The 25,158-nt window shown below is 58.1% G+C and carries 26 protein-coding genes, 1 tRNA gene and 1 pseudogene; 14 read left to right on the top strand and 14 right to left on the bottom strand.

Annotated features, from left to right (window positions below; genetic code table 11):
- Positions 1-150: 150 nt before the first annotated feature.
- The gene (locus DMP03_RS11670) at positions 151-1,305 is read left to right on the top strand and encodes a multicopper oxidase domain-containing protein (protein ID WP_004594571.1); all 1,155 of its coding nucleotides are present in this window, start codon (positions 151-153) and stop codon (positions 1,303-1,305) included.
- 204 nt (positions 1,306-1,509) lie between these two features.
- On the opposite strand, the gene DMP03_RS11665 is transcribed toward DMP03_RS11670, so the two are convergent.
- From DMP03_RS11665 to DMP03_RS11655, 3 genes are all read right to left on the bottom strand, one after another.
- Entirely contained in the window at positions 1,510-1,695 is a 186-nt protein-coding gene (locus DMP03_RS11665; RefSeq protein WP_011222429.1) for a DUF7333 family protein, read from the bottom strand.
- A gap of 283 nt (positions 1,696-1,978) precedes the next feature.
- Positions 1,979-2,731, bottom strand: a complete 753-nt coding sequence (locus tag DMP03_RS11660; RefSeq protein ID WP_011222428.1) for a DUF7260 family protein — start codon at positions 2,729-2,731, stop codon at positions 1,979-1,981.
- A 103-nt stretch (positions 2,732-2,834) separates the two neighbouring features.
- Positions 2,835-3,398 carry a plastocyanin/azurin family copper-binding protein gene (locus tag DMP03_RS11655; RefSeq protein ID WP_011222427.1) on the bottom strand — a complete coding sequence of 188 codons (564 nt, stop codon included), beginning with the start codon at positions 3,396-3,398 and terminating at the stop codon, positions 2,835-2,837.
- Between the two features lie 98 nt (positions 3,399-3,496).
- On the opposite strand from DMP03_RS11655, the gene DMP03_RS11650 reads away from it, so the two are divergent.
- The 4 genes from DMP03_RS11650 (at position 3,497) to DMP03_RS11635 (ending at position 5,608) form a co-directional block, all read left to right on the top strand.
- A tRNA-Glu gene (locus tag DMP03_RS11650) sits at positions 3,497-3,571 on the top strand.
- Positions 3,572-3,647: 76 nt separating this feature from the next.
- Positions 3,648-4,031, top strand: coding sequence for a hypothetical protein (locus DMP03_RS14525; RefSeq protein ID WP_235908709.1), 384 nt, complete (start codon positions 3,648-3,650; stop codon positions 4,029-4,031).
- Positions 4,032-4,159: 128 nt separating this feature from the next.
- The gene (locus DMP03_RS11640; protein ID WP_011222425.1) at positions 4,160-5,371 is read left to right on the top strand and encodes a hypothetical protein; all 1,212 of its coding nucleotides are present in this window, start codon (positions 4,160-4,162) and stop codon (positions 5,369-5,371) included.
- Between the two features lie 54 nt (positions 5,372-5,425).
- On the top strand, positions 5,426-5,608 hold the full coding sequence (locus DMP03_RS11635) for a hypothetical protein (protein ID WP_225935282.1): 183 nt from the start codon (positions 5,426-5,428) through the stop codon (positions 5,606-5,608).
- A gap of 63 nt (positions 5,609-5,671) precedes the next feature.
- On the opposite strand, the gene DMP03_RS11630 is transcribed toward DMP03_RS11635, so the two are convergent.
- On the bottom strand, positions 5,672-8,044 hold the full coding sequence (locus tag DMP03_RS11630; RefSeq protein WP_004594578.1) for a heavy metal translocating P-type ATPase: 2,373 nt from the start codon (positions 8,042-8,044) through the stop codon (positions 5,672-5,674).
- A 362-nt stretch (positions 8,045-8,406) separates the two neighbouring features.
- Between DMP03_RS11630 and DMP03_RS11625 the strand changes: the two genes are divergently transcribed.
- Both DMP03_RS11625 and DMP03_RS11620 read left to right on the top strand, forming a co-directional pair.
- Entirely contained in the window at positions 8,407-8,703 is a 297-nt protein-coding gene (locus DMP03_RS11625; RefSeq protein ID WP_004594579.1) for a PadR family transcriptional regulator, read from the top strand.
- A 68-nt stretch (positions 8,704-8,771) separates the two neighbouring features.
- Positions 8,772-9,659, top strand: coding sequence for a hypothetical protein (locus DMP03_RS11620; protein ID WP_004594580.1), 888 nt, complete (start codon positions 8,772-8,774; stop codon positions 9,657-9,659).
- A gap of 321 nt (positions 9,660-9,980) precedes the next feature.
- Here the strand turns inward: DMP03_RS11620 and DMP03_RS11615 are convergent, their stop codons facing one another.
- The 5 genes from DMP03_RS11615 to DMP03_RS11595 all read right to left on the bottom strand — a co-directional run bounded on the left by DMP03_RS11615 (position 9,981) and on the right by DMP03_RS11595 (position 13,901).
- Complete coding sequence (locus tag DMP03_RS11615) at positions 9,981-12,263, bottom strand: copper-translocating P-type ATPase (protein ID WP_004594581.1); 2,283 nt, start codon at positions 12,261-12,263, stop codon at positions 9,981-9,983.
- A 131-nt stretch (positions 12,264-12,394) separates the two neighbouring features.
- A complete protein-coding gene (locus DMP03_RS11610) occupies positions 12,395-12,592 on the bottom strand; it encodes a heavy-metal-associated domain-containing protein (RefSeq protein ID WP_004594582.1) in 198 nt (65 codons plus the stop codon).
- Between the two features lie 146 nt (positions 12,593-12,738).
- Positions 12,739-13,134, bottom strand: a complete 396-nt coding sequence (locus tag DMP03_RS11605) for a hypothetical protein (protein WP_004594583.1) — start codon at positions 13,132-13,134, stop codon at positions 12,739-12,741.
- A 137-nt stretch (positions 13,135-13,271) separates the two neighbouring features.
- Positions 13,272-13,547, bottom strand: a complete 276-nt coding sequence (locus DMP03_RS11600; protein WP_004594584.1) for a DUF7521 family protein — start codon at positions 13,545-13,547, stop codon at positions 13,272-13,274.
- Positions 13,548-13,550: 3 nt separating this feature from the next.
- Positions 13,551-13,901 (bottom strand): ArsR/SmtB family transcription factor, encoded by a 351-nt coding sequence (locus DMP03_RS11595; RefSeq protein ID WP_004594585.1) that lies wholly within the window; start codon positions 13,899-13,901, stop codon positions 13,551-13,553.
- Between the two features lie 114 nt (positions 13,902-14,015).
- Between DMP03_RS11595 and DMP03_RS11590 the strand changes: the two genes are divergently transcribed.
- A complete protein-coding gene (locus tag DMP03_RS11590) occupies positions 14,016-14,576 on the top strand; it encodes a DoxX family protein (RefSeq protein ID WP_004594586.1) in 561 nt (186 codons plus the stop codon).
- Between the two features lie 222 nt (positions 14,577-14,798).
- Positions 14,799-15,005 carry an SHOCT domain-containing protein gene (locus DMP03_RS14655; RefSeq protein ID WP_235908700.1) on the top strand — a complete coding sequence of 69 codons (207 nt, stop codon included), beginning with the start codon at positions 14,799-14,801 and terminating at the stop codon, positions 15,003-15,005.
- An 11-nt stretch (positions 15,006-15,016) separates the two neighbouring features.
- On the opposite strand, the pseudogene DMP03_RS14650 reads toward DMP03_RS14655, so the two are convergent.
- The 3 genes and pseudogenes from DMP03_RS14650 to DMP03_RS14645 all read right to left on the bottom strand — a co-directional run.
- Positions 15,017-15,189, bottom strand: a pseudogene (locus DMP03_RS14650) (universal stress protein); the annotation flags it as partial.
- Positions 15,190-15,472: 283 nt separating this feature from the next.
- Entirely contained in the window at positions 15,473-15,871 is a 399-nt protein-coding gene (locus DMP03_RS11575) for a hypothetical protein (protein WP_004594588.1), read from the bottom strand.
- Positions 15,872-16,059: 188 nt separating this feature from the next.
- A complete protein-coding gene (locus DMP03_RS14645; protein ID WP_204365967.1) occupies positions 16,060-16,647 on the bottom strand; it encodes a hypothetical protein in 588 nt (195 codons plus the stop codon).
- 218 nt (positions 16,648-16,865) lie between these two features.
- Here DMP03_RS14645 and DMP03_RS11565 point away from each other — a divergent pair, with 218 nt between their 5' ends.
- Positions 16,866-17,366: a CBS domain-containing protein gene (locus DMP03_RS11565; protein WP_004594590.1), complete on the top strand. Its 501-nt coding sequence runs from the start codon at positions 16,866-16,868 to the stop codon at positions 17,364-17,366.
- A gap of 68 nt (positions 17,367-17,434) precedes the next feature.
- Here the strand turns inward: DMP03_RS11565 and acnA are convergent, their stop codons facing one another.
- Together acnA and DMP03_RS11555 are read right to left on the bottom strand one after the other, a co-directional pair.
- Complete coding sequence (gene acnA, locus DMP03_RS11560; protein ID WP_135830620.1) at positions 17,435-20,218, bottom strand: aconitate hydratase AcnA; 2,784 nt, start codon at positions 20,216-20,218, stop codon at positions 17,435-17,437.
- Between the two features lie 71 nt (positions 20,219-20,289).
- Positions 20,290-20,487: a heavy-metal-associated domain-containing protein gene (locus DMP03_RS11555; protein ID WP_004594594.1), complete on the bottom strand. Its 198-nt coding sequence runs from the start codon at positions 20,485-20,487 to the stop codon at positions 20,290-20,292.
- Positions 20,488-20,621: 134 nt separating this feature from the next.
- Between DMP03_RS11555 and DMP03_RS11550 the strand changes: the two genes are divergently transcribed.
- The 4 genes from DMP03_RS11550 (at position 20,622) to DMP03_RS11535 (ending at position 25,153) form a co-directional block, all read left to right on the top strand.
- The gene (locus DMP03_RS11550; RefSeq protein ID WP_004594596.1) at positions 20,622-21,212 is read left to right on the top strand and encodes an AsnC family transcriptional regulator; all 591 of its coding nucleotides are present in this window, start codon (positions 20,622-20,624) and stop codon (positions 21,210-21,212) included.
- Positions 21,213-21,306: 94 nt separating this feature from the next.
- A complete protein-coding gene (locus DMP03_RS11545) occupies positions 21,307-23,913 on the top strand; it encodes a heavy metal translocating P-type ATPase (protein WP_004594598.1) in 2,607 nt (868 codons plus the stop codon).
- A 17-nt stretch (positions 23,914-23,930) separates the two neighbouring features.
- Positions 23,931-24,155: a DUF7123 family protein gene (locus DMP03_RS15000; RefSeq protein ID WP_004594599.1), complete on the top strand. Its 225-nt coding sequence runs from the start codon at positions 23,931-23,933 to the stop codon at positions 24,153-24,155.
- Positions 24,152-25,153 carry a DUF63 family protein gene (locus DMP03_RS11535; protein ID WP_004594600.1) on the top strand — a complete coding sequence of 334 codons (1,002 nt, stop codon included), beginning with the start codon at positions 24,152-24,154 and terminating at the stop codon, positions 25,151-25,153. The genes DMP03_RS15000 and DMP03_RS11535 overlap by 4 nt, the downstream gene beginning before the upstream one ends.
- The last annotated feature ends 5 nt before the right edge of the window (positions 25,154-25,158 follow it).

Here is a 25,158-nt window from a genome sequence, read left to right as displayed (position 1 = left end):
GTCTCAATTTCAGACTCCTAACGGCGAACAAGTATAAATAAAAAGCCGCCATCTCCATTCGCCTTTTGCCGAACATATCCACGCACTGTCCCGTGAATTGGGACACCGCAGTCGCCCTATGTTTAGGCCAACCAAAATGCCGAGTGTATCATGACCACACGTTTCGGCGCACCCGGAACCGGACTGTCCCGGCGTGAGTTTCTCGCGGCAACTGGCGCGACGGGTATCGCTTCGTTAGCAGGCTGTTCGGCGGGCGGAGCTAACGAGCCAGCAGCAACGAGCGATACGGCCACGCAGACACAAACTGACTCGCCTAATCTCCCCTACACCAGCCCTCCAACAGTCGTCAACGTCGACGAGCAGGGTGGTGGAGTGACGATGCGGACTCAACAGGCCCGCCACGCCGTCCACCCGCTCGATACAATGGGTGGGCCCGTCGAATTCCCACGCGTCTGGGCGTTCCAGGCCGACGACAACGACCCCAGCGTCCCAGGCCCAATTCTCAGAACGACCGAGGGTAACGCGATGGAGGTGACACTCGACAACACCGATGGCCGACGTCCCCACACGATTCACTTCCACGGAATTCGCAAGACGTGGGAGAACGACGGCGTCCCGACGACGACCGGGATTCAGGTCCCGCCAGGGGAGACACACACCTACGAGATTCCCGCTAACGTCCCTGGAACGCATTTCTACCATTGCCACTTCCAGACCCACCGGCATATCGACATGGGCATGTACGGGATCTACCGAGTTGATCCCGAAGGCTACGAACCGGCGGACCGCGAATACTTCATGACGATCAAGGACTGGGATTCGCGGGTTCCGCGGAAGTGGGCCGGTGAGGCGGACTTCACATACAATTCGGCCAGTCGCAATCCGGACGTGTTCACCGTCAACGGGAAGAGCGCACCCCGAACGCTGCACCCCGAAGAAGGCTCACCGATCATCGTCGACGAGGGCGACTCAGTTCGCATCCACCTCGTCAACGGTGGATACATGTCGCACCCGATGCATATCCATAACCACCGCTTCCAGCGTGTCGAAAAGGACGGCGGGACGATTCCAGAGGCTGCCCGCCACGACATGGACGTCACGAACGTCGCCCCCGCTGAACGACACACGATCGAATTTACTGCCGATGCAGACCCCGGCATCTACCTGATGCACTGCCACAAGGTCAACCACGTGATGAACGGCACGTTCTATCCCGGCGGGATGCTCACCGGCGTGGTCTATCGGTCCGTCATGGATACTGACATTTTCAACCAACTTATGGAGTACGCTGGCTACTCCACGTAGAGACCCTCTACACCACGACCAGGACAGGATCTAACTGAACGATAGGGGTTACCCAACCCAGGTGGACTCCTGTTGGTTCGACATCACCCCGCTAAAACAGCCGTCGCTAGGACTGCGAACCGGTCATCGAAATAATCTGAATCAACACAGCTGGGGGCTAGCATGGACCGCAACACAGCGGATTCCGGCTACTGGGTCGGCCTATTATGCACTGGCGCGGAACTCGCCATGTTTCATTCCCAGGAAGAACGCGATGACCGAGAAGATAATCATCGAGGGCAGAACCATCATAAAGACCGTCGAGGAGGTCATCACGGTCGTGAGCGCAATCGCCGCGACGGCGACAATTACGACAAGGGGGGCCACCGAGCGCACAAAGTCGAATTCCATATGTACAGTTGTGACCGGATAGACAAAACCGTTAACAAAGTAGATTTGCTGGAAGCCGGTATTGACACGGTGCGAGCGGAAGCCCACCCTTTCACAGTCATTGCCGGAGTCGATTATCTAACATGTTCGACGCCCACTCACGCCGATTCTGAAAGCCGTGCACCCGGTGCACGGAGTTCCTCGATTCCATCGCTGAGTTTGCCAGCACTAATCGCAGCCAAATCAGCAACTACTGTTCAGCCATAGGACGACGTCAAGACAGAGTAGGAGGTAAAAGAGAGGACTACTCATATTGGGAGATGATCTCCAAGATATCGACAAACGTCGCCAATACCGGATAATCAACCTCCAGACCCTCATAGAGATATGAACAGAGGTCAGTGTAGGCATCCACGTCTGCCGACCGATCGATTCGATGAGCGTGGATTTCCTCCTGCCGTTGCTGGATCCAACTCTTACATTCATCATTCAACGTATGAAGCGTCTCGTATCGGTCGGTTAGTTCAATATCTGAGTTCCCCTGTAATTTCGTAGAATCAAGTTCTGCTATCGCCTCTCGAATCTCTTGAACTGTAGATTGCACGTCTTTGAGGGTAGTGAATTCATCCTGGAGGCTCTCCAGAAAGACTCGGCGGTTGTCAATACACTGCTGTGCGGCCTCGAGGAGCCGTTGTTTGATGAGCGGTGAGAACGTAGTCGCTTCTGAGATCAGGAGCAACACATCGGCCCCGAATTCGGCACTGAGGCTCGCCTCGAACGAATCACCGTACACGTCGCCGTAGTGGTCGACCGCCATCACAGTATCATGATACCACGGCTCGATGGTATTACGGACCGACTTCTCTTCGGATGTAAGGTTCTGATCCACTCCAACAACGGACCGTTCGAACCGAGGAGTCTGTGTGTCGACGGTCTGGATACGCTGGCGAAACCGTTGGAAGGCTTGACATTCGCGCTCAACCTCACGTCGTTCTCGTAGAACACTATCGAGGGCAGCATCCGTGTATGTCGGCCACGGGCCTTGTGCGAGTGTCATCGACAGCGTATGTCTCCATACTGTCGGTCCGAAGCACAGTCAATGTCGGCCATATGGTGTACAAGCGATTCCGGAGCGCACAGCTCGCAGTATACGCGGCCGCCTACCCGGAGAACGAGCTGTACGAGACGCTGCCTTGATCAACGATGGTCTGGCTTTCGGGGACGTCTCCGTCCGGCGGCATACTCCCCTCCGCGGGACCGCCGGGTTCGCCAACGACGATCCGACCGACCATCCCCAGAGTCTTGTGCGGGATACAGAAGTAATCGTACGTCCCCGTGGTCTCGAACGTGTGCTCGAACGTTGCGCCCTGTTCACTCAGCGTTTCGCTATTGAACGTTTCTGCGCTTTCGGGAATCCGGGTAACTGATGCTGAGCTCGTTCCCTCTTTGTAGGCGGTTGCCGAGTGACTGCCGCTCTGGATTTCGAATGTCACAGTTTCCCCGGATTCGATGAACAGACCAATGGGATCGAAATAATACTCGCTCCCGTCAGTGACCATCATAACAGTATTCGAGTCTCCAGACCCACCAGCTGTCTCCTGCGTTTCAGTCGTGGTCGGCTCACCGCCACCGTCTCCGTTCCCCGAACTACTGCATCCAGCGAGACCAGTTACGCCACCTGTTGCGAGAATTCCGGCTGTCTTGAGAACCTGTCGACGCTCCATACCACATTATCAAAGACCCCAACATAAGGGGAAACGGCGGATTCCCACTGAATAGGACACCGACCAGACCTGAAGTACTGAAGCTCCAAGTTGAAGCTGCTCCGTTGGTGTAGCTCGGCCAACCATCTCGGCATCTCACGTCGAGGACCGAGGTTCAAATCCTCGACGGAGCATCCCCGATCTGATCCACTGCCCTACCCATAACCCTCACAGATGGCTACCGCACAACAAGGGACTGAGGAACACATTTTGACCCGCTATGCCTCCGTAGAGATCGGTACAATCACCAGTCCGTGTCTGATTGTTCTTGCCACCGCAACGGTTGTATACAACTGGCCACCGGCTGTACTCGGCTGGTTTGTATCCGGCCTACTCGGACTTCTCATCGCAGTAGTATCCGGCCGGACGTCAGCAATCAGGCCCAGTCTCATCAAATGGCCCCGGGCTGAGTCAAGAGGCGATTTAGCGGTGAATGCGATTGCATACAACGGCGTCTTGATTATTGGCACCGTACTTGGACAGATCGTGTGGACAGCATCGAATAGTCTCCTACTCGCTGCAGGGGTTGGAGCCGTTCTTCCGGTCTGGTTCTTCAAGCATATACAGTTCCTCGTATTTCTGGACGGCGAGTGAATTCACCGTGCCGATCGTACTTTCGGAGGGGGATATTTCCACAGCCAGCAGGATCTAACGACAGTCAAGCCCAGGATATCAGAGGTAAATCAGTCAGGTAGAAGTGCCTCTCTGTCCAAGACAGAATAATGTCACCGGAAGAGCGTCACCCACGTGGAGATCCCTCCCGTGGACAGACCACTCGAATCGGGTCTGTTCGGCCACTCTCTGTACTTCTTGCCGCAATTGTTACGCTCACTCAGGTTCCCGTCGCGTCCGCCCACGGTACAACCGGAAGCGGTGGACTCTCGCAAGGACACGGTGTACTTCTTGCTTTCGTTGGTGCCGTTATTCTCGGCGGCTTCATCCTTCTCAAACGGACCGATCGCATCACCTCAACAACCGCCCTTTACGGCGTATTTGTCGGGATCTCCATCACGGCACTCGGAGCAATTCTCTTCGAAGGGCTCTCCCCAGATCCGACATATACTGCGAGTTCGATGCCGTTCCCCCGGTCGTGGTATCAGCCGTTGGCCCTACTGAGTGGCTTGGGCATCATGGTCGCGAGCTTCATCGTTGGGTGGCTCCGCTGGCCATCCCGCCCACGATACACGTTCCTCGGCATCCTCATGGGATTGTGGATCTCGTACCCCTACCTCATTCCTGGACTGGCAAGTGATACACACCCACTTGGGTACGCAATCGTCCTCGGAACACCAATTCTAGTCGGCTACGTTGTCTGGAAGGACGCAGGGAGTGTCATTCGCGCAGTCATGCGTGATCCGGTTGCGCGTCGCTTCGGCATCGGCGTCGGTGTCGTGTTAGCACTCTTTTTCGTCTCTATAACAGGATACCTCTCGTTTTTCCCCGAGGAGGGCTTCCCCGAAGAGGTGACGGTCGTCGTTCTACCCGCAATCTATCAGCTAGTATCGTGGCCGACGCTCGAAATCGCGATTCCGCATCTCCCGTTCATACATATCCCGTTCTTCCTAGCCCTGTCACCCGGCCAGGTCATCGTCGTCGGGATGCTAAGCGCACTCATCGGGTTAAACGCCGCTCTCATCGCCCGTCACTGGCGCGTCGAGGAACGAGCCGGCATGACCGAAGGGACCGCCGGAAGCGCTGCAATCGTCGGGACGTGTACCTGTGGATGCTGTGGGCCACTCGTCGCGAAGATCGCGGTACTTGCTGCCGGGCCATCGATTGCCGCCCCTCTCTACTGGGTGTTCGTCGATTCGGCCTCGCCGCTCAGTGCAGTATTCATCGTTGGAAGCTTCGTCCTCTTCACGGGGAGCCTAATCTACTCGGTCCAAGCAGCCCGACAGCCCGATCAATCGGCTGCCATCATCCCGGCGGACTGAGGTAAGGTATCTACTGTGATCTCACGGTACCTAGGGGGACAAATGCCTCAATATATGAGGGGAAAACGTCGTCAGTACGTGTTTTTGGAACTGGCAGCGGTACTGATCGTTGTCGGCACCTTCGCAACCGGCTTCCTCCCGTCGACGCCGTTCTACCAAGTCCTCTCCGGAGGCATCATCGTTGCGGGCTTTGCGGTCGGGTACGCGGGGCTCGGTGCCTTTGAATTGCTCGAATGAAGCGATAGGAATCGTCTTCACCCGGTTACAGCAGGTATCTGCCGCTTCGCTGGGTTGGTGCCGCTACTCGTGAAGCAGGTCTCGAAACGAATTCGCTGCGAGGAGACCGCCGGTCGCCACGACCGCACCCATCGCGAACACCGGATTCAGCAACCCCGTCGCTGCGAGTGGCATCGTGACCCCATTATAGAGCAGCGCTAGCCCGTTGTTCTGTTTGACACGCCGACGAGCTGCATCTGCGAGATCGAACGTCGTCTCCACCGCCGCGAGGTCATCATCGACGATAGAAATATCCGCGGCATCGGACGCGAGTGCCGTTCCACCACCGAGCGAGATTCCCAGGTCTGCGGTCGCAAGAGCCGGTGCATCGTTCGTTCCATCACCAACCATTGTAACCTGTCCCCGGGACTGTAACCGCCGGATCGTCGCGGTCTTGCCTGCCGGCGGGACCCCCGCAAACACGTGATCGACGGCAGGATGACTGTCGAGAAAGTCAGTAGCAGCCTCGTCATCACCGGTCAGAACAACGATCTCGATATCACGGTCATTCAGCTGCGTGAGTGTGTCATCCCAACCTGCCCGTGGTTCGTCCCCCACGACGACGACGCCCTCTGCATGACCGTCACGACCGACGACGACCGGAAGGTGACCGGCCGTTCGTGCCTCTGCGGCACGCGTCTCGATCTGCTCGCTCACCGACCACCCAAGTTCCGCGAAGAGATCGAGATTCCCGACGAGAACGCGCGTGTCCTCGACGACTCCTTCGACGCCGGTCGCGTGGCTCGTGAATTCGGTGATGTCCGCTGCGTACTCGTGGTCACTGCCATCGGCAACCCCCCCATCGGCTCTTGAGCGATCGCCCTCCTGATTCCTTTGTGCAAACGTATTCACGATTGCGTCGGCCGCTGGGTGGGATGCTCGCTGTTCGAGGGCCGCGACGGTTTCAAGGAGATCCGACGGTGCATCCACCTCGAGGACATCCATCTGGCCGGTCGTGAGAGTCCCTGTTTTGTCGAAGACGACGACGTCGACGTTCCGAAGGCGCTCGAAGACTGTCTCGTCGAAGATGACGATGCCCCGCTCTACCGCTTGTTCGATACTGGTTGCCACCGAGAGCGGGGTTGCCAGGCCAAGTGCCCACGGACATCCCACTAAGAGAACTACCAGCGCCGTCAGGACGGCGACGGGAATACCAGTCCCCACCAGAAGCGACCCCAATCCAGCGAGTACCGCCCCACCGACGACGACCGGGATGATGACTGACGCGAGCTTATCGGCCTGCCGCTGGACACCGTGATCCCCACTCTGGAGATTCCAGACAGAGGTGACGAGGCGATCGATACTACTGGTTGTCCCATCGCTCACCGTGAGGACAGCAGCCCCATTTGTGACGACCGCCCCGCCGACGACCTCGTCCCCAGCTTGTTTCGATACCGGGAGCGACTCGCCCGTCACGATCGCTTCATCGACCGTGCACTCACTCTCAGCGAGAACACCATCGACTGGGATGCGTTCGCCCTCACGGACGAGAACCCGTTCCCCGGGTTCCAGACTGTGTACGTCGACCATCGTCGTCCCATCGGCGCCATACCGCCTGGCTTCGGTGACGTGGGAGATAGTGAGATTCGTCAGGCGATCCATCGCTCGCTGCTTGCTCAGTGATTCGTAGAAGATGGCGGCCACCACACTCGCGGCAACCACGATCGTGAGGTCGTAGAAAACGTCGAGTCGACCGAGGAGAAAGGCAATCGTGCTGTACACGTAGGCGCTCACCACGGTGATCGCGACGAGAAAGTCCGTATTCGGCTGTCGCATCTTCAGACTGACATACGCACCCTGTAACAGCGGCAGGCCGGTAAACACGAGGACGACACCCGTCAGAACGAGAAAGAGCGGGAGGATCAACAGGCCATCTCCACCGCCGATCCCGGACGTACTCGCGTACATATCGAGCGTCCCCTCACCAAAGAACGACGAGAGCTGCGCCGGATAGAGGAGGACCGCATATGGGAGGAGCATGAACGTCCCGAAAATGACGCCAGCAGCGTAACGGAATCCCAGCACCTCGTCAATCCCTCGTTCATTCGGCTCGTCCGACCGGCGCGACTGTCCGATTATAGTCGGTGTGTCATCGCTCCCTCCAGCACGGAGGGTTGCCGAATAGCCGAGTGTACTCAGGGTATCACAGAGAGTTTCCTTCGAGACGCGATCAGGGTCGTATGTGATACGAACCGTCTCGGTGACGTAGCTTGCTGCCACGTCTACAACACCCTCGCAGTCCTCGGCGACTGATTCAAGAAATGCTTCACACGTCGCACAGTGCATCCCGTCGACCTGAAAGAAAGCTCGTTCCTCAGACCCTAATCGAGGGGTATCCGCATCGCGTTCGCCCGCCCCAGCACCGGACTCGCGCATGGGGTCGTCTGTCGGGTCCATCCGACTGTGGACTCCATCGCCACCGAGTACTCGATGGACGTTTCGACATCCATCACAGCAGAAGACGGTGTCGTTCTCACCCACGACTCTATCGTCAGGGACAGCCCTACCACAAAGCGCGCACGTGGAAGATGAGGATTGAGATGAAGACACAATTGATTACCACCGGCTGACAGCTGACCGAGCACAGCCATGGAACCTCAACGGCGACCTCGGCCGAAGCGCCATTACCGGTGATACAGAGGCATGGGTATTAAGCGCTGTTTGGAGACGAGTGTACTGGTAGATATCCTCGATCCGAAGCTCTGCTTCTGAGTACCAGAGAGAACATATGCCATCCCTCAAAAATAGGGAGCAGACGGATGCACGATCTAACCGGGTTCCAGCGGGACGTCTTGTACGTTATCGCCGGGCTCGAGGAACCACACGGGCTCGCAGTAAAGGCCGAACTCGACGACTACTACGAACAAGAGATCAATCATGGGCGGCTCTATCCAAACCTCGACGACCTCGTCGGCAAAGGCCTCCTGGAGAAAGGTGAACTCGACAAACGGACGAACGTGTACACGGTCACACAACGCGGAGTGCGGGAGATCGAGGCGCGACGTGAGTGGGAAAGCCAGTATTTAGAGGACGTGAACGCACCCACTACGTCGTAGAACCAGGCGAGTAGAACTCAATATCAAAGCGGGACTGCTTTACCCACTTCCCACGAATACGCATTGAGATGGCTCGGCTCGTCTTCTATCATCACCCACAGGCCGAGAATTTCTCACTCAAATATAGCTCGGCATCGGTAGCAGAGATCCGGTCTCAGCAAGAGCAATCCGACGAGTCGACAAAGCTCATCGGGTACCCCTTCGAAGCTCCGGTCTATGTGCTCTATGAAGGCGATTCAGAGATCGAATCAGCGCAAGATATCGACTTTGATCAGGAATGGCTGAGCGATCGTATTCGTGACCTCCCCCGTGCTGGGCAGGTTGTCGCATTCCGATTAGTAGAGTTGCTCGAAGCCGCGGTCGAAGTTCGAGATGAGGATGAGTTCCGGCTCTACAAGGAGTTCGAACCACAAAAGATCCAGCAGGCACTCGATCACGTCTCCTGGGAAGCACCGCTTCCGACCGTCGCTGGAGAGGTGATGTCGAATTTGATCCTCCGACATTCCCTCCCGAATGCGAATCATCGAACTGGCATCGCGATGCTGCAGTTCTGTATTGAGAGTGTGGACCCGGATTTTGAGATGCCACGAACGCACGTCGACGACGATTCCTGGCGAGAGTGGGTCGATCCCTATATCGTCGATTCCAAACGGCTCATTACTGTCCGCCGGAACAACCTCCGTTTCAAGCAACTCGAAGACTTGGACGTCGACGTCGTCGAACGGAAAGACGGGATCCAAATCCGATTAGCCGAGTTCGAGCTGGATATGCACTGGAGAGAAGCCCTCACAGAGTATGCTGGGCAGCACGAATCTCACTGTACGGACTTCGCGCAGGCAGTTCTCGAACGAGCAGGACGGGACGATCTACTTGACCGTCAAGGACCAACGAAACAAGAGTTCCTCACGTATCTGGAGAACGGACTGGTCGAACGGGACTTCAGAGAAATGTTCTGATCAGTCGCGAAGCTCGGCGACCGACTGTCCGACCTCGCGAACGTGTTCACTTCGCTCGAGGTCGAGTTCCTCGGCGAGGTAGTCAACTGTCTCTTCGAGGCTCATGGTGGAAAGAAGTCCGTCAAGCGGTATAAACCTAGTGCTGGTGCAACAATGTAGTCCATCAGAGGAAGCGTCTGTGTATACCAAACTACGTATCCCTCGGGAAAACTGTGGAATCGGTGACTGCATAGCGATACCCACCGAAATCACGCAGTGTCGCCATTTGCTGTCCATCAACCGAACTCAATTGAAAGAAGCTCCGAAGCGATCGGGAGCGTTTCAGTCTGCAGGTTGTGCGTCAGTCGCTGGTGTCCCGCTTGGAAGCTCGGGGATGGACAGGTCCACGCGGCGGAGCAGCTGAGCGTTGATCGCGACGATTACTGTACTCAACGACATCAGGAGCGCACCCACAGCGGGGGAGAGCAGAATCCCGATCGGTGCCAAGACGCCTGCTGCGAGCGGAATTGCGAACACGTTGTAGCCGGCCGCCCAGACGATGTTCTCCTGCATCTTCCGGTAGCTCGCCTTACTGAGTTTCACGAGCCGAACGACGTCCATCGGGTTGTTCTGGACGAGGATGACGTCGGCCGACTGGACGGCGACGTCGGTGCCGCTCCCGATCGCGATACCGACGTCGGCCCGCGTCAGCGCCGGCGCGTCGTTCACCCCGTCGCCGACCATCCCGACGAGCTTGCCCTGGTCCTGAAGCTCCTGAACTTTCTCGTCCTTGTCTTCGGGGAGGACCTCCGCGAACACCGTGTCGATGCCCAGTTCGTCGGCGACAGCGTTGGCGACATCCTGGGAGTCCCCAGTCAACATCGCCACCTCGATGCCCAGATCGTGGAGGGTATCGACGACACGAAAACTCTCCTCACGGATTACGTCAGCCATCGCGAACGCGGCAATCAGCTCGCCTTCACGAACAAGGTATACCACCGTCTGAGCGTTCTGTCCCGCCTCGTCAGCGAAGCGGCGGAGATGGTCGGGTATCTCGCTATCGAGTTGGGTTAACAGGTTTGGCCCGCCGACGTACACCTCATTTCCGTCGACGTTCGCACGGACGCCCCGGCCTTTGATCGCCTCGAAGTCGGTCGCGTCAGGTGCGGTGAGGTCCTGCTCGTCGGCGGCCTCGCGTATGGCTCGCGCGATCATGTGTTCGGAATCGCTTTCGACGGCTGCTGCCAGCGCGAGAGCGTCGTCCTCTTCCACGCCCTCGACGGTCGCCATGTCGACGACGCCGTGTTCGCCTTCGGTGAGCGTCCCCGTCTTGTCGAAGATGATGGCGTCCAGGTTCCGCGCCTCCTCCATCGCGATACGGTCCCGGACCAGCATCCCGTTGCGAGCCGCCAATGACGTGTTGATTGCGACCACTAGGGGGATGGCGAGCCCGAGTGCGTGCGGGCAGGCGATGACGAGCACTGTGACGACGCGCTCGATGACCGTTGCGTCGAATGAGACCGCGAGCGTCCACGCGATTGCTGTCACGACTGCCGCCGCGAGGGCGACGTAGAACAGCCAGCCTGCCGCTCTGTCGGCCAGTACCTGTGTCTTGGATTTGCTCTGCTGGGCTTCCTCGACGAGGCGCATGATTCCCGCGAGCGTCGTCTCCTCGCCCGTCGCACCGACGCGCACGCGGAGGCTGCCGTCGCCGTTGATCGTCCCACCGATGACCTCGTCGCCGGGGTCTTTCGAGACCGGTTTCGATTCGCCCGTGATCATGGACTCGTTGACGTCGGAGTCTCCCTCTTCGACGACGCCGTCAGCAGGGACACTCGCACCCGGCCGGACGAGTACGAGGTCGCCCTCGGAGAGTTCACTCACCGGGACCTCCTCAGTGTCGCCGCCGTCGGTAATCCGCTCGGCGGTGTCCGGCATCAGCTTCGCCAGTTCGTCGACCGCACTCGAGGCCCGTCGCACCGACCGCATCTCGATCCAGTGCCCCAGCAGCATAATGTCGATCAGGGTGACGAGTTCCCAGAAGAACGCCGACTGCGTCGGGAAGACCACGCTCGCGAGGCTGTAGACGAACGCGACGGTGATCGCCATCGAGATGAGCGTCATCATCCCCGGCGACCGATCTTTCAGTTCCGGTACCGCCATCTGGAGGAACGGCATCCCACCGTACGCGAAGACGATGACCGCGAAGACGGGGTTGATCCACTCGCTGCCCGGGAACGCGGGGACGGAGAACCCGAGCCACTCCTGCAGCATTTCGCTGTATAGCAGGACTGGGATCGACAGGAGCGTCGAGACGAAGAAGCGCCGGCGGAACATCTGCTCGTGGCCCTCGTGCATCCCGCCATGCCCCTCACCGTGGCTCTCATGGGAACCGTGGTCGTGTCCTTCGCCCTCGTGTCCAGCGTGCTCGTGCTGCTCGTCGAGCACTGTCTCACTCTCCGCAGCAGGGTGTGCCTCTTCTTCCAGTAGCTCCTGTTCTACCCGCTGCTCGTCCGACTCGGCGTCCGATTCATCCTGCTCGCCGTGTTCGTGCTGGTGACTGCTGTCGTCCTGCTGGTGTTCCCCTCCAGGGGGATTCTCATTTGTATCTTTGTGGTCGTCCATAGCCCATATTCTCTGTAGAGGTGGATCCGCTGGCCCCCTGAATCTTCCCCACTGAACTGTACAGCAGGACCAGCGTAGCGAAGCTTCAAAGACAACGGTTGGCCGTTGTCTCGGAGTGGTCCGCGCGATTCTCAGGCGTAAGCGGTGTACCCGGCGTCTTCGACGGCCTCCACGAGAGCTGTGACATTTGCCTCACCATCGACGCTCGCCTGTTCGCTCTCCCTGTCGACGGTCACGTCAGTCACGCCGGATACCTCTTCGAGGGCCTCTTCGACCGTCTGCTCACAGTGACCGCACGTCATGCCTTCCACGATGATCGTCGTCGTCATACAGGGATACACACGGCCTCCTCTCTTTAGCGGATTTCCCCTTCGATCATACTGATATCGTGGGGCTCAAACTTTAGATTCAAAGTGATACCTGCGGCCGTAACGAACTAGACATCGGATGCGCCAGGTGTCAATAGCGAGGTGGCTCAAGTATCGTTGTGACGCTCTCTGTACGTCTTCGCCGCTAAAAAGACATAGAGTGCGCCGATAGCCCGAATGCCCAAGCGGAATCGCTCGTTCCATTCTATCGACTCTGGACGCTCGTACAGGAACGCGGTGGCAAATCTCTGATACAGGTCGGGAAATAAGAGGACTATCGCACCGAACACGCCGGTAAGATTCATCAGCAATGCGTATGCTCGCCCGTTAAAGAGTGAAAGCGCAGCTATCAGAACACCCTCCGACCGGACTGCTGGACGTATCCACCCTCTCACTGTTCCCTCGTCTGGATTCGAAATGGCGAGTTTCTCGAAGAGCTCGACGATTTCGTCCGGGAACAGCGCTGAGATAGCGCCGAGGACACCGACGAGTGTTCGAATCATACGATATGGTACGACCGATATGGATATAACTCCCACTACGACGCTACACTATCGAGAACGAGGGGAGTCCGAACAGTAGCGGCTTCGAACCGGGCACGACGCGCAGAGGCCGCTTGTCGAATGGGCGTCCTGAATCCTTATGGATTCGGGGCATACAGGGCGTAGAGGATAGACAGCATCCCGGCTGCGGTGACGAGTGCTGCGACGAATCCTGCTTCGAAGATCGACACCTGGAGGAGTTCGAAGAGGACGCCTTCAAGGAGGCCGCCAAGCCCGACCAATGCGAAGCCGGCGGCGACGTACAGGAGTAACTGCGTGTGATGTCGTTGGTACCCGCGATAGGCCTGATATGCGATGACCAGTGCTAACGCGGTCGTGAACAGTTTGCCGATGACGAATAGCGTGTGGTCCATGATTCAGTCTCCCCGCATTTCCTCGAAGATGGTCGTAATCCGGTCGGCGGGGTCAGGCCGGATGTCGATGTTGACGTCGAAGCCCTCCGCCTGCAGGAGGATTTCGATGCGTTCGAGGCGCGCCTCATACTCGCTGTAGTGTCGTCCCCCGGGGTCGACGTGCGTATACTCCTCGAGGAGGCCCTGCTCGACGAGGCGGGTGACACGGCGTGAGACGGTCGGGCGTGACATGTCACATTCCTCGCTGAGTTCCTTCGCAGACAGTCGGTCGGTCTTCGTCGCCACGAGGATGTCGCGAGCGTACTCGTCGTTGAGTGTAGCGAAGATTTCCGACGGGTCGGACTCCTCGGTCACACGTCTCTACTCGCGACAGGAGCGTAATATAGCCCGCCGATTTTCTGACTCAGAACGCCGGCTCGCTACTATATCGTCTCTGCCTCCGTACTGATAGTTGAAGGTGCAATAACTATGTCCACACTTGACTCCGGCATGAACCAGCTCGAGAGCAGAGTCGGCGGCCTGACCGTCGGCGGGAAAGTTCACAGTCTCAGTGCGTGGTTCGTGCTCGCGCTCCGTCTCATGATGGGGTACGCGTTCGCGTACTCTGGGTTCACGAAGATCACCGGCGAGTTCGGCGCTGGCGGCTACCTGTCGAACGTCGCGGCGACCAACGGGAACCCGCTCGCGGGCCTGTTCGCGTGGATGGGCTCGACGCCGTGGTTCGTCGAATTCGCCAACGTCGCTGTCCCGTGGGGCGAGCTGTTCATCGGACTGGGCCTGCTCGTCGGCGCGTTCGTCCGCCTCGCGGCGTTCTTCGGCGCGCTCATGATGCTCATGTTCTACTTCGGCAACTGGGACATGGGCCACGGGTTCATCAACGGGGACTTCGCGTACATGCTCGTGTTCCTCGCGGTCGCCGCGTTCGCCGCGGGCCGCATCCTCGGGCTCGACCAGTACATCGAACAGTACGAGATCGGTGGAGAAGCGCTCGTCGAGCGCTACCCCGCCCTCGAATACATCCTCGGCTAACCACGCCGAACTCTCTTCAGGAGTACAATAATGCAAAATCCAATTCAATCACGCGGGATTCGTTCTCTGGGACTCATCGTCATCGGAGCACTGACGCTAGCCGTCATCATTGGAATGACCCTGACGCATGCTGCTGTTCCAGATACAGTTATGTGGGACTGGCATGACGGGATGTGGAATGATGGTCACATGGCCGGGTGGGGAATATGGAGCTGGGGGATAATGTTGATCGGTTTGCTGTGGATGGCACTTCTAATCGCCCTCCCCGTCTACATCGTCTACTGGCTGACAACGCGGTCGTCATCGGACGGCCCCACCGAGGATAGCGCACTCGCTGTCCTCCAGGAACGGTACGCTCGTGGCGAAATCGACGACGAGGAGTTCGAACGCCGGCGTGCTCGACTCACGCCTGACGGCGGCCGTTACTGACTGTTCTTCCGCTACTCGTCGACTTCCGTCTTCACGACGGTTGCTGGGCGGGTCGTCAATCGCAGGACGCGGTCGGTTACGCTTCTAAGCAAAGCCCGGTATTCTTCCGGTCGGTGTTTCGTCCGAGCACAAGTAGATCCATATCTTCGGCGTCAGCATACTGTACAATCACCTCTGCCAGTCGGCTGGCCTCTGCTACCGCGATTGCGTGAGATTCAGCCTCCTCAAAAGCAACGCCCCGTCAGTTGAGAGCAAAATCTTGTCGTACATCCTCTTTCCCCGGAGAAACTAACTCATAATAACCATCGCTCTTGGATAGTGGCGTAGCTGGTAACACCTTTTGTAACTTCACAAAGTTTGGAGATTATCGTCTCTCAGGGTTGAAGAGTCGAGGGTTTGGCTCTGTTTAAATCCTTCTCTTCAGACTCATACTCGTCCGAAACAGCTGGTCGCTGAAAAGTGCAAACCTAACATTGCTGCATGGATTTCGGCCAGTACTCTACACTTCCATTGTTGAGTAACGAGAATCGAACTCCGACGCAGTTCTCGTCGCCGTCAACGAACTCGGCTATATCGACCTCACGGGTTTCGCCATCCATCATGGTCCGGACGACGTAGTGACCTGGCTCATCGACAGGGTCCTCCACGTTGATGTTTGCAGTATCCGACGTCGCTCCCAACTGGTACGTTTCGGAAAACACCGACTTACCGTCCTCTTCGACGACCACGTCAACTTCGTACTCTTCCTCACGGTCGTTCTGTAACCAAATCCATGCGAGCTGTGGTTGTGGCCGGTTCTCGCCAATTTCGAGACAGCCGCCGAACAGCGAAGTCACACCGAGTAAGAGAAGGGCACGCCGCTTCATGTGGGTGCTATCCCGGTTGGAGTGTCATAGTGATTCGGATACTCAACCGGCTATACACCTATGTATACTACCTATCCTGAACGATTTGCGGGTGATGATTGTAGATCTGAACGACCGAGTCAGCGGTAAGACCGCGTCTGCAATCCGAGTGGTGGTAACTGATTCTCGATCAGTGGAGGGCCGGTCCGTCACTTATCACTGAGATGTGGATACACTAACTGGAGTTCGCCATCCAGCGTGTAGTCACTACTGAGAGTGCCGCCACCCGAGAGTTCGATGGTTGTGTGGATATTGAGGCGTGTAGCCGTTTCTGACCCCGGAATTACGATGAGATTGAGTGTGCTGATGGTTTCGTCTGCGAGGTCGTCTAAATCGGTGATCTCGATGATCGTTCCGAGCGCTTGATCAGGCGTATAGAGTGCTACCGATGGTGGTGGAGAGCTATCCCCTTCCACTGGCGAGACGACGGCGACCTCTGCGGGGGATTCCATTGCTGTTTCGGGCATCCAAACTCTCAGTTTGATCGATTCCACGTTCGTCCCGCCCCGGTGCCATATCTCGGTCGATAGATCGATACGTCCGGATGTCACGCTTCCATCGACACTTAAGTGACCGACCTCCTCGTCGTTCTCTGTGAAAATGAGAGCCTTCCTCCCGCTAGATTCCGTATTTACAGTCGGTTCAGAGAGTGTTTTGCTACCCGAAATTGTACTACATCCTGCTGTTGCGGCGACGCCAGCAGCACATACAGATGCAAGGTACGTCCGTCGGTTCACGTGGGGAAAGAGGTTTCCAGTTCATAATGTCGTGAGGAACGCTCAAACCCGTATTTGGGTCTCGATCGCTCTCACATCTGGATCGATACCTGCATTACCTGTACTGATCGATTGAGGGTACAAAACTATCAAATACTGAGGATTTCAACAGAGCCGGGGATTTCTATGACGACCAGCTGATGCTAAGCTATTTCCTGTTATGAATCGTACTGATTAGCATGGGTACCAGACCAACTGACCTCCGGATGGACATTGGGCGGATTGCTGACGAGTCGGTCGCCCGTGTCACGCCTGACGCCACGGTTGCCGAGATCGCTCACACGATGATCTCCCAATCGCGGTGTGCCAGGTACGTGGTCGTCGAAGAATCCGATCAGATCTCTGGTATCATCACCGATCGAGACCTGATTGCTAACCTGCTCACCGAGGAAAGCGAGTTAAGTGTGCTCACAGCCGAGACGAGTGGAGACGACGTACGAGCTGCTGACGTGATGACGCGTGACCCACTTACTGTGCCAGCAGATGCTGAGATTCCAAAAGTCCTGAGACAAATGAACGAAGCGGGTGCTCGACACGTCCCGGTTGTTGAAGACGGGAGCGTTATCGGGATGATCACTCTGGACGATTTAATTACGCATGTTGCTGGTGAGAGCGCACACGTTTCAGCTCAGATGGATAACGTAGCGGGCATCATCCGAACAGAGTCTACGCACGATTGAAACGCTAATTTGGACTCAAAGTTTTTCGTGTTGCTTGTGCTTCCAGAAATAGAGTCAGTTGAGAGAGATTATCGCATGAGGAGCCGTCTAAGGACGTAGTGGAGGATGCCGCCGTGTTCGATATAGGTCACGGCGGCCGGCGTGCCGACCTGTGCTGTGACCGGGAACTCGACAGTCGACCCGTCCGCGCGCTCGGCGATAACGGTCAGTTCGTCCATCACATCGAGCCCGTCATCGAGGCCGTGGATCGTGAAGATCTCAGACCCATCCAGACCGAGAGATTCCCACGAGTCGCCATCATCGAACTGCAGGGGGAGCACACCCATGCCGACGAGGTTGTCGCGGTAGATGCGCTCGTAACTCTCGGCGATGGTTGCGCGAACACCGAGTAGGTCCGTTCCTTTCGCCGCCCAGTCCCGGCTGGAGCCGGTACCGAACTCTTCGCCTGCCATCACGACGAGCGGGACTCCCTCCTCGCGGTAGCGCTGGCTGGCTTCGAACACGGTCGTCTGCTCGTCGGTTGGGTGGTGGATCGTATAGCCACCCTCGACATCGTCGAGCATCTCGTTCTCGATGCGGACATTGGCGAACGTTCCCCGCATCATCACCTCGTGGTTGCCCCGGCGCGCGCCGTAGGTGTTGAACTCGTGCGGCTCAACGCCGTTATCGAGCAGCCACTGGCCGGCAGGGAGGTCAGATCCGAAGGGGCCAGCAGGGCTGATGTGGTCGGTCGTAACGGTATCGCCGAGTGTCAGCAGGCAGCGTGCATCCTCAATATCGGCGACGCCGGGTTTTTCGAGGGGGAAGTCCTGGAAGAACGGCGGCTCTCGGATGTATGTCGAGTTGTCGTCCCACTCGTAGACGTCACCTGTGGGCGCGTCGAGAGCAGCCCACCGCTCGTCACCCTCGAACACAGAGGCATACTTCTCCTCGAACATCTCAGGAGAGACGTTCTCGTGGATTGCTGCCTGCACGTCCGCTGCGTCGGGCCAGATGTCCGCCAGATACACCGATTCCCCCTCCTCGTCGGTGCCTAGCGGCTCGTTCTCGAGGTCGACGTCCATCCGCCCTGCGAGGCCGTAGGCGACGACGAGCGGCGGGCTCGCGAGGTAGTTCGCGCGGATCTTCGGGTGAATACGCGCCTCGAAGTTCCGATTCCCGGAGAGGACGCTCGTCGTCCAGAGGTCGTGGTCGTCGATCGCTTGATCGATGGGATCAGGAAGTGGTCCGGCGTTCCCGATACAAGTGGTACAGCCGTAGCCGACGACCGCGTACCCGAGCTCTTCGAGATACGGAAGCAGGCCCGATTCCTCGAGGTACTGCGTGACGACACGACTGCCGGGTGCGAGACTCGTCTTGACGTACGGCGGGACATCTAAACCTTTCTCGACGGCGTTCTGGGCAAGCAGACCAGCAGCGATCATCACCGACGGGTTCGAAGTGTTCGTACAGCTCGTGATGGCGCTGACGAGGACGTCTCCGTGTCCAATTTCCACTGTCTCACCGTCGAGGTCGACCTCGACGCGTTTGGTTAACGGGTGCAGTTCCGATTCGGGTTCGACCTGAACGCCGCCGTCGGTCTCCGCATCAGCTGCACCACCTTCGCCGAGCCACCGCTGTAGGGCGTCTTCGTCGACATCATCGAGGTCGTCTTCGAACTCCCCGTGGAGAAGTCCCCGGAAGCTCTGTTTCACGTCCCCCATCGGAATCCGATCCTGTGGCCGCTTGTGTCCGGCCAGGCTCGGTTCGACTGTCGAGAGATCGAACTCGACCACCTCGGTGTATTCCGGTTCCTGTTCTCCGAACAGCCCTTGCGCTTCGAGATACTCGCGGACGAGGTTGATGTGGTCGGGATCCCGTCCGGTGAGTTCGAGATATTCGAGCGTCTGCTCGTCGACCGGGAACATGCTGATCGTCGAACCCTGTTCGGGCGCCATATTGGCGATCGTGGCCCGGTCGGGGACTGTGAGGTTCTCCACACCAGGACCGAAGAACTCCACGAACCGGTCGACGACGCCGACCTCGCGGAGCCGTTCGGTAATGTGGAGCACGAGATCCGTCGCCGTCGCGCCTTCGGGTAATTCGCCTTCGAGACGGACGCCAACGACCTCGGGGAGTTTCATCGTAACCGGCTGGCCGAGCATCGCCGCTTCCGCTTCGATGCCGCCGACGCCCCAACCGACCACACCGATGCCACCGATCATCGGGGTGTGGCTGTCCGTGCCGACGAGCGTGTCCGGCAGGAGCCAGTTCTCGCCGTCTTGCTCGCGGGCGTGGACGACCCGGCCCAGATGCTCGAGATTCACCTGGTGGACGATGCCGGTACCCGGCGGGACGACGTTGAAGTTCTCGAAGGCGTTCTGGGCCCACTTGATCGCGCGATACCGCTCGGCATTGCGCTCGTACTCCAGTTCGACGTTCTTCTCGTAGGCGTCTTCGGAGTCGAAGTAGTCGACCTGGACGCTGTGGTCGATCACGAGATCAATAGGAATCTCCGGTTCGACCAGGGTTGGGTCTCGATCTTTTCGGTCGACTTCGGATCGAAGGGCCGCCAGGTCGACGACTGCGGGCACACCAGTGAGGTCCTGTAGGACGACTCGTGATGGAGAGAACGGAACCTCCGCGTCCGGTACGTCTGGCTCCCAGCCAGCAGCATTCTTGACGTCCGCCGCAGTAACAGCTTCGCCGTCGGCGTTCCGGAGCACCGACTCAAGCAGAATACGGATGCTCACCGGGAGCGTGTCGAGGTCACAGAGTCCCTGTTCTTCGAGTGCTCGAAGATCGGCCATCTTGTACGTCGTCCCGCCGACGTCGAGCTCGCGGACGGCATCGAACGGAAGTGTATCAGTCATAGTATCTACACCTGGGATTGGCAGTCGTATCAATCCCTCCCCGAATCCGATTCGACGAGAATCGGGATTTGTTACGCGGAGGCATCGTATCCAGCGTCTTCGACCACAGTCACGAGTTCATCCCGTTCAGCGGACCCTTCGACTGTCGCGGATTCTGAGTTGCGATCCGCAGTTGCGGAAGTAACCCCCTCAACTTCTTCGAGTGCTTCTTCGACCGTCTGCTCGCAATGTTCACAGGTCATTCCTTCGACGGTGATTGTCTGAGTCATATCCATTCGTAGATAGGGGCGAGTATTCTATGTGGTTTTCTGCTTGGAATCCAATGTTATCGCAGCCTAGAATCGCCGATTTCGAAGGTGAATAGTGGACAACAATAATGTATCCTGCGAGACGAAGCGGTCGTATGCGCAATCTAGATGAAACCGACCTGGAAATCCTCTCGTTACTCGCTGATGACGCCCGCCGCCCGTTCAGCGATATCGGCGAGGAGGTCGGTCTGTCGGGGCCGGCCGTTTCCGACCGGGTCAAGCGATTACAGGAAGCTGGCATCATTAACAACTTCACGATTGACGTCAACCGAGCTCATCTCCGGGCTGGTGTTCCGGTATTTATTCAAGCCGAAATCGGCTCAGCATCGCTGGAGACCGCCCGCAATCAAGTTCGGGAATCCGATGGCGTTGAACACGTCTTCACGACCGCAGAAGGGGATCTTTGGTTCTATGCTCGTGTCGAAGCCCAGAACGTTCGTCAGTGGGTAGATGGACTCTTCAACGAGGTCGATGTAGCGGGTTACACCGTCACACTAATCGACGAGATCGAATGGACGCCGTCCGTCGATGGCGTCGAATTTGCGCTCACCTGTGCCGAATGTAACAATACCGTCGATAATGAGGGTGAGACGACGCGAATCGATGGTGAGATCTATCACTTCTGTTGTCCATCTTGTCTTGCACGGTTCGAAGACAGGTATCAGCGACTCGAAGAGGGAGCATAACGCGCTCTTTGGAATCTAAATTTTCCCGCGGTCGAAAACCCACCTCTCGAAGCAGCAAATCGCCTAAACCTAGACCCCGTATAGTAGAACAAGCATGACAAGCCAAACAATCCATCTTGATATCACGGGAATGTCCTGCGCCAACTGTTCGGCGACGATCCAGGACACTCTCGAATCGCTCGACGGGGTATCGGAGGCGGATGCGAACTTCGCCACCGACGAGGGTTCCGTCACCTACGACCCTGAAGAGGTATCGCTCAAAGAAATCTACGACGCGATCGACGAGGCCGGGTACGGCGCAGTCTCTGAGACGGTAACGATTGCCATCTCCGATATGACCTGTGCCAACTGCGCCGAGACCAACCAAACCGCTCTTGAAAATATTCCGGGCGTCGTTAATGCGGAGGTCAATTACGCAACCGACGAAGCACAGGTCACCTACAATCCTGCGGAAGTATCTATTGGTGCGCTGTACGATGCTATCGAGGAGGCTGGCTACTCGCCCGTCCGCGAAGATGGTGCCGACGAAGAGTCGGGCCAGGACGCACGAGATGCCGCCCGTCAAGCCGAAACTCGGAAACAACTCAGGTTGACCCTCTTTGGGGCAGTGTTATCGGCACCGTTGCTCTTCTTCCTCATCGACAATTATCTGCTCGGTGGCGCGATCGTCCCTGAAGCCGTCTTCGGTGTGGAACTTGGCTGGGTTGAGTTCCTCCTCGCCACGCCGGTACAGGCGATCCTCGGCTGGCCGTTCTATAAGAACTCGTACAAGGCGATCGTGAAGAACGGCCGCGCCAATATGGACGTGCTGATTGCGATCGGTTCAACAACGGCCTATCTATACTCTGTGGCAGTCCTTGCTGAACTCATTGCAGGTGGACTTTATTTCGACACGGCAGCCCTCATCCTCGTGTTCATCACGTTGGGTAACTATCTCGAAGCTCGGTCGAAGGGCCAAGCGGGTGAGGCCCTCCGAAAGCTCCTCGAAATGGAAGCCGAAACGGCGACCATTGTCCGCGAGGACGGCAGTGAAGAAGAAGTTCCACTCGAAGAGGTCACAACTGGTGACCGGATGAAAATTCGTCCAGGTGAGAAGATTCCCACAGACGGTGTCGTTGTCGACGGTCAGTCTGCCGTCGACGAGTCAATGGTCACTGGCGAATCTGTGCCTGTCGAGAAAGAGGAGGGCGATGAGGTCGTCGGCTCGACGATTAACGAGAACGGCGTCCTTGTCGTGGAGGCGACGAAGGTTGGAGAAGACACGGCCCTCCAACAGATCGTCCAGACAGTCAAGGAGGCCCAGTCGCGCCAGCCCGACATCCAGAATCTCGCCGACCGCATCTCCGCGTACTTCGTGCCTGCGGTCATCGCGAACGCCCTTCTCTGGGGTGTCGTCTGGTTCCTGTTCCCCGAGGCTCTCGCTGGCTTCGTCGACTGGCTCCCGCTGTGGGGTCAGGTTGCTGGCGGCCCGGCCCCGGTCGGTGGGACCGTTTCAGTCTTCGAGTTCGCGATAATTGTCTTCGCGTCCTCGATCCTCATCGCCTGTCCCTGTGCGCTGGGGCTGGCGACGCCCGCAGCGACGATGGTCGGGACGACGATTGGTGCCCAGAACGGCGTCCTGTTCAAGGGCGGTGACATCCTCGAACGCGCAAAAGACGTCGACACGGTCGTCTTCGACAAGACGGGCACCCTCACGGAGGGTGAAATGGAACTCACCGACGTGGTCGTCTTTGATAGCGATGGAAATGTGGTGACTGACGGTGGCGAGCCGACCCCAGATGGTGGACAGCTCAGCACCCGTGAGCGCCTCTCAGAGGATGATGTGCTTCGACTGGCGGCGATAGCTGAAAGCGGCAGCGAACACCCGCTCGCCCGTGCAATCGTCGAAGGGGCCGAAGAACGCGGCCTGGACGTGACTGAGCCTGACGACTTCGAGAACGTTCCGGGCCACGGGATCAAAGCAGTCATTGGTGACAGCGAGGTGCTGGTCGGCAACCGCAAGCTGCTGCGGGACAACGGGATCGACCCCTCTCCCGCTGAGGAGACGATGGAACGCCTCGAGAACGAGGGGAAGACGGCGATGCTGGTCGCCTACGAGGGGGAGCTCGTGGGTGTGGTCGCCGACGCCGACACAGTGAAGGAAAGCTCCAAGCAGGCTGTCACAGCACTCCAAGAGCGGGGAGTTGACGTGATGATGATTACGGGCGACAACGAGCGAACTGCCCGTGCGGTCGCTAAACAGGTGGGTATCGACCCGAAGAACGTCCGCGCAGGAGTCCTTCCTGAGGACAAGTCCAACGCGGTCGACAGTATTCAAGACGAGGGCCGGCAGGCGATGATGGTCGGTGACGGCGTCAACGACGCTCCGGCACTCGCGGTCGCACACGTCGGGACAGCAATCGGCTCCGGCACCGACGTCGCCATCGAAGCTGCAGACGTCACGCTGATGCGAGACGACCCGCTCGACGTGGTAAAGGCGATCCGAATCTCAGACGCGACACTCCAGAAGATCAAACAGAACCTCGTGTGGGCGCTCGGTTACAACACGGCGATGATTCCGTTAGCGTCGCTCGGCCTCCTCCAGCCCGTGCTCGCTGCAGCAGCAATGGCGTTCTCGTCGGTGTCGGTGCTGACGAACAGTCTCCTGTTCCGGCGGTACACCCCCGATCACGACTACAAGCTCTTCGGATTTCTTCGCTAACCGTCACCTCTAGATCAATGTCGAATATTTCCCGGCACACGGTTCGAAGGTACCTCGTCGAGACAGCCAGTAGCGAACCGACATACCTCCGGGCTCGCGAGATTGCCAGCGACCTCGACGGATCTCCCAAGGCAGTCGCGCAGTATCTCAGCCAGCTCCAGGACGAACTCACAATCGTTTCACTCGAACAGTGGGGGCGCTCGAAAAGCACGACGTGGCGATTGGAGGTGAACGGGTCGTGAGTACTGTCACCCGCCGCGTCGAGACTGTCCTTCCGGAGACCGGCTCACGCGAGTGGTGGGCGCTGTACCTGCTGGCCCCGCTCGTCCTCCTCGGTGGGGGCATCCTCGTGTTTCCGACGTTGGTCTACGACCGGTTCATCTGGCAGTATCTCTGGGGACCAGTCGTCGCCGATGCGGCCGGTCAGCCAGTCACGCACGAGGGGGTTCGTGCTGTCCAGGGCTACAACGCGGTGAACACGGTAATCTACCTCGCGGCAGTCGTATACAGCCTCCCCGGACTACGTGCGTATCTCGACCAACTCGACGTCACGTTCGACGCACGACTGGCCTACGGGTTCGCTCCGATCATCATCGCAGGTGGGGCGATGCGCGCCCTCGAGGATCTCGGGCTGCTCGGGGACTACGCGGTGTGGTTCATCACGCCATCGATTTACATCGTCGTCACCGCTGTCACCATCCTCGCGCTCGGTGTCGGTGCACTCTTGCGTGACCAAAATATCGGATCTATCCCGCTAACAGTCGGGCTCGTCGGGTCGGTGTGGGCTGTCGGGGCCGTCTGGTGGGCTGTTTGGCACGGCCTCTCGACATCGACCCCACTCCGCCTATGGGTTCCTGTCGCGACGACGGGGATAGCGCTCGGCGTAACCGCACTCTACTACTGGGGCGCGAGTTTCGTCAATATCACACACCTTCGACACCCGCTAATTCTGCTGGCCGTTTTCGGCCAGTTGTGGGACGCTGCGCAGAATCTCATCGGTGTGACGTTCCTCGGCTACTCCCCAAAGCTGGTCGTGACGAATCTCGTGTACCAGGCGACTGGATTCTCCGGATCGACGTTCGTGCTGAAACTCGTCGTGACTGTCGGCATCGTGTGGTATCTCGCCGATGCGAAAGAGGAGATGAATCACACGTGGTGGTGGCTTATGACGTTCTTCATCGGAGCGATCGGACTCCCGATGGGCGTTCGTGGGTCACTTCGGATGCTGTTGGGAGCTTAACGATG

Source organism: Halosegnis rubeus (genome assembly GCF_009184545.1).
GTDB classification, from domain to species: Archaea; Halobacteriota; Halobacteria; order Halobacteriales; family Haloarculaceae; genus Halosegnis; species Halosegnis rubeus.
This window is presented reverse-complemented; position numbering and strand designations above follow the sequence as displayed.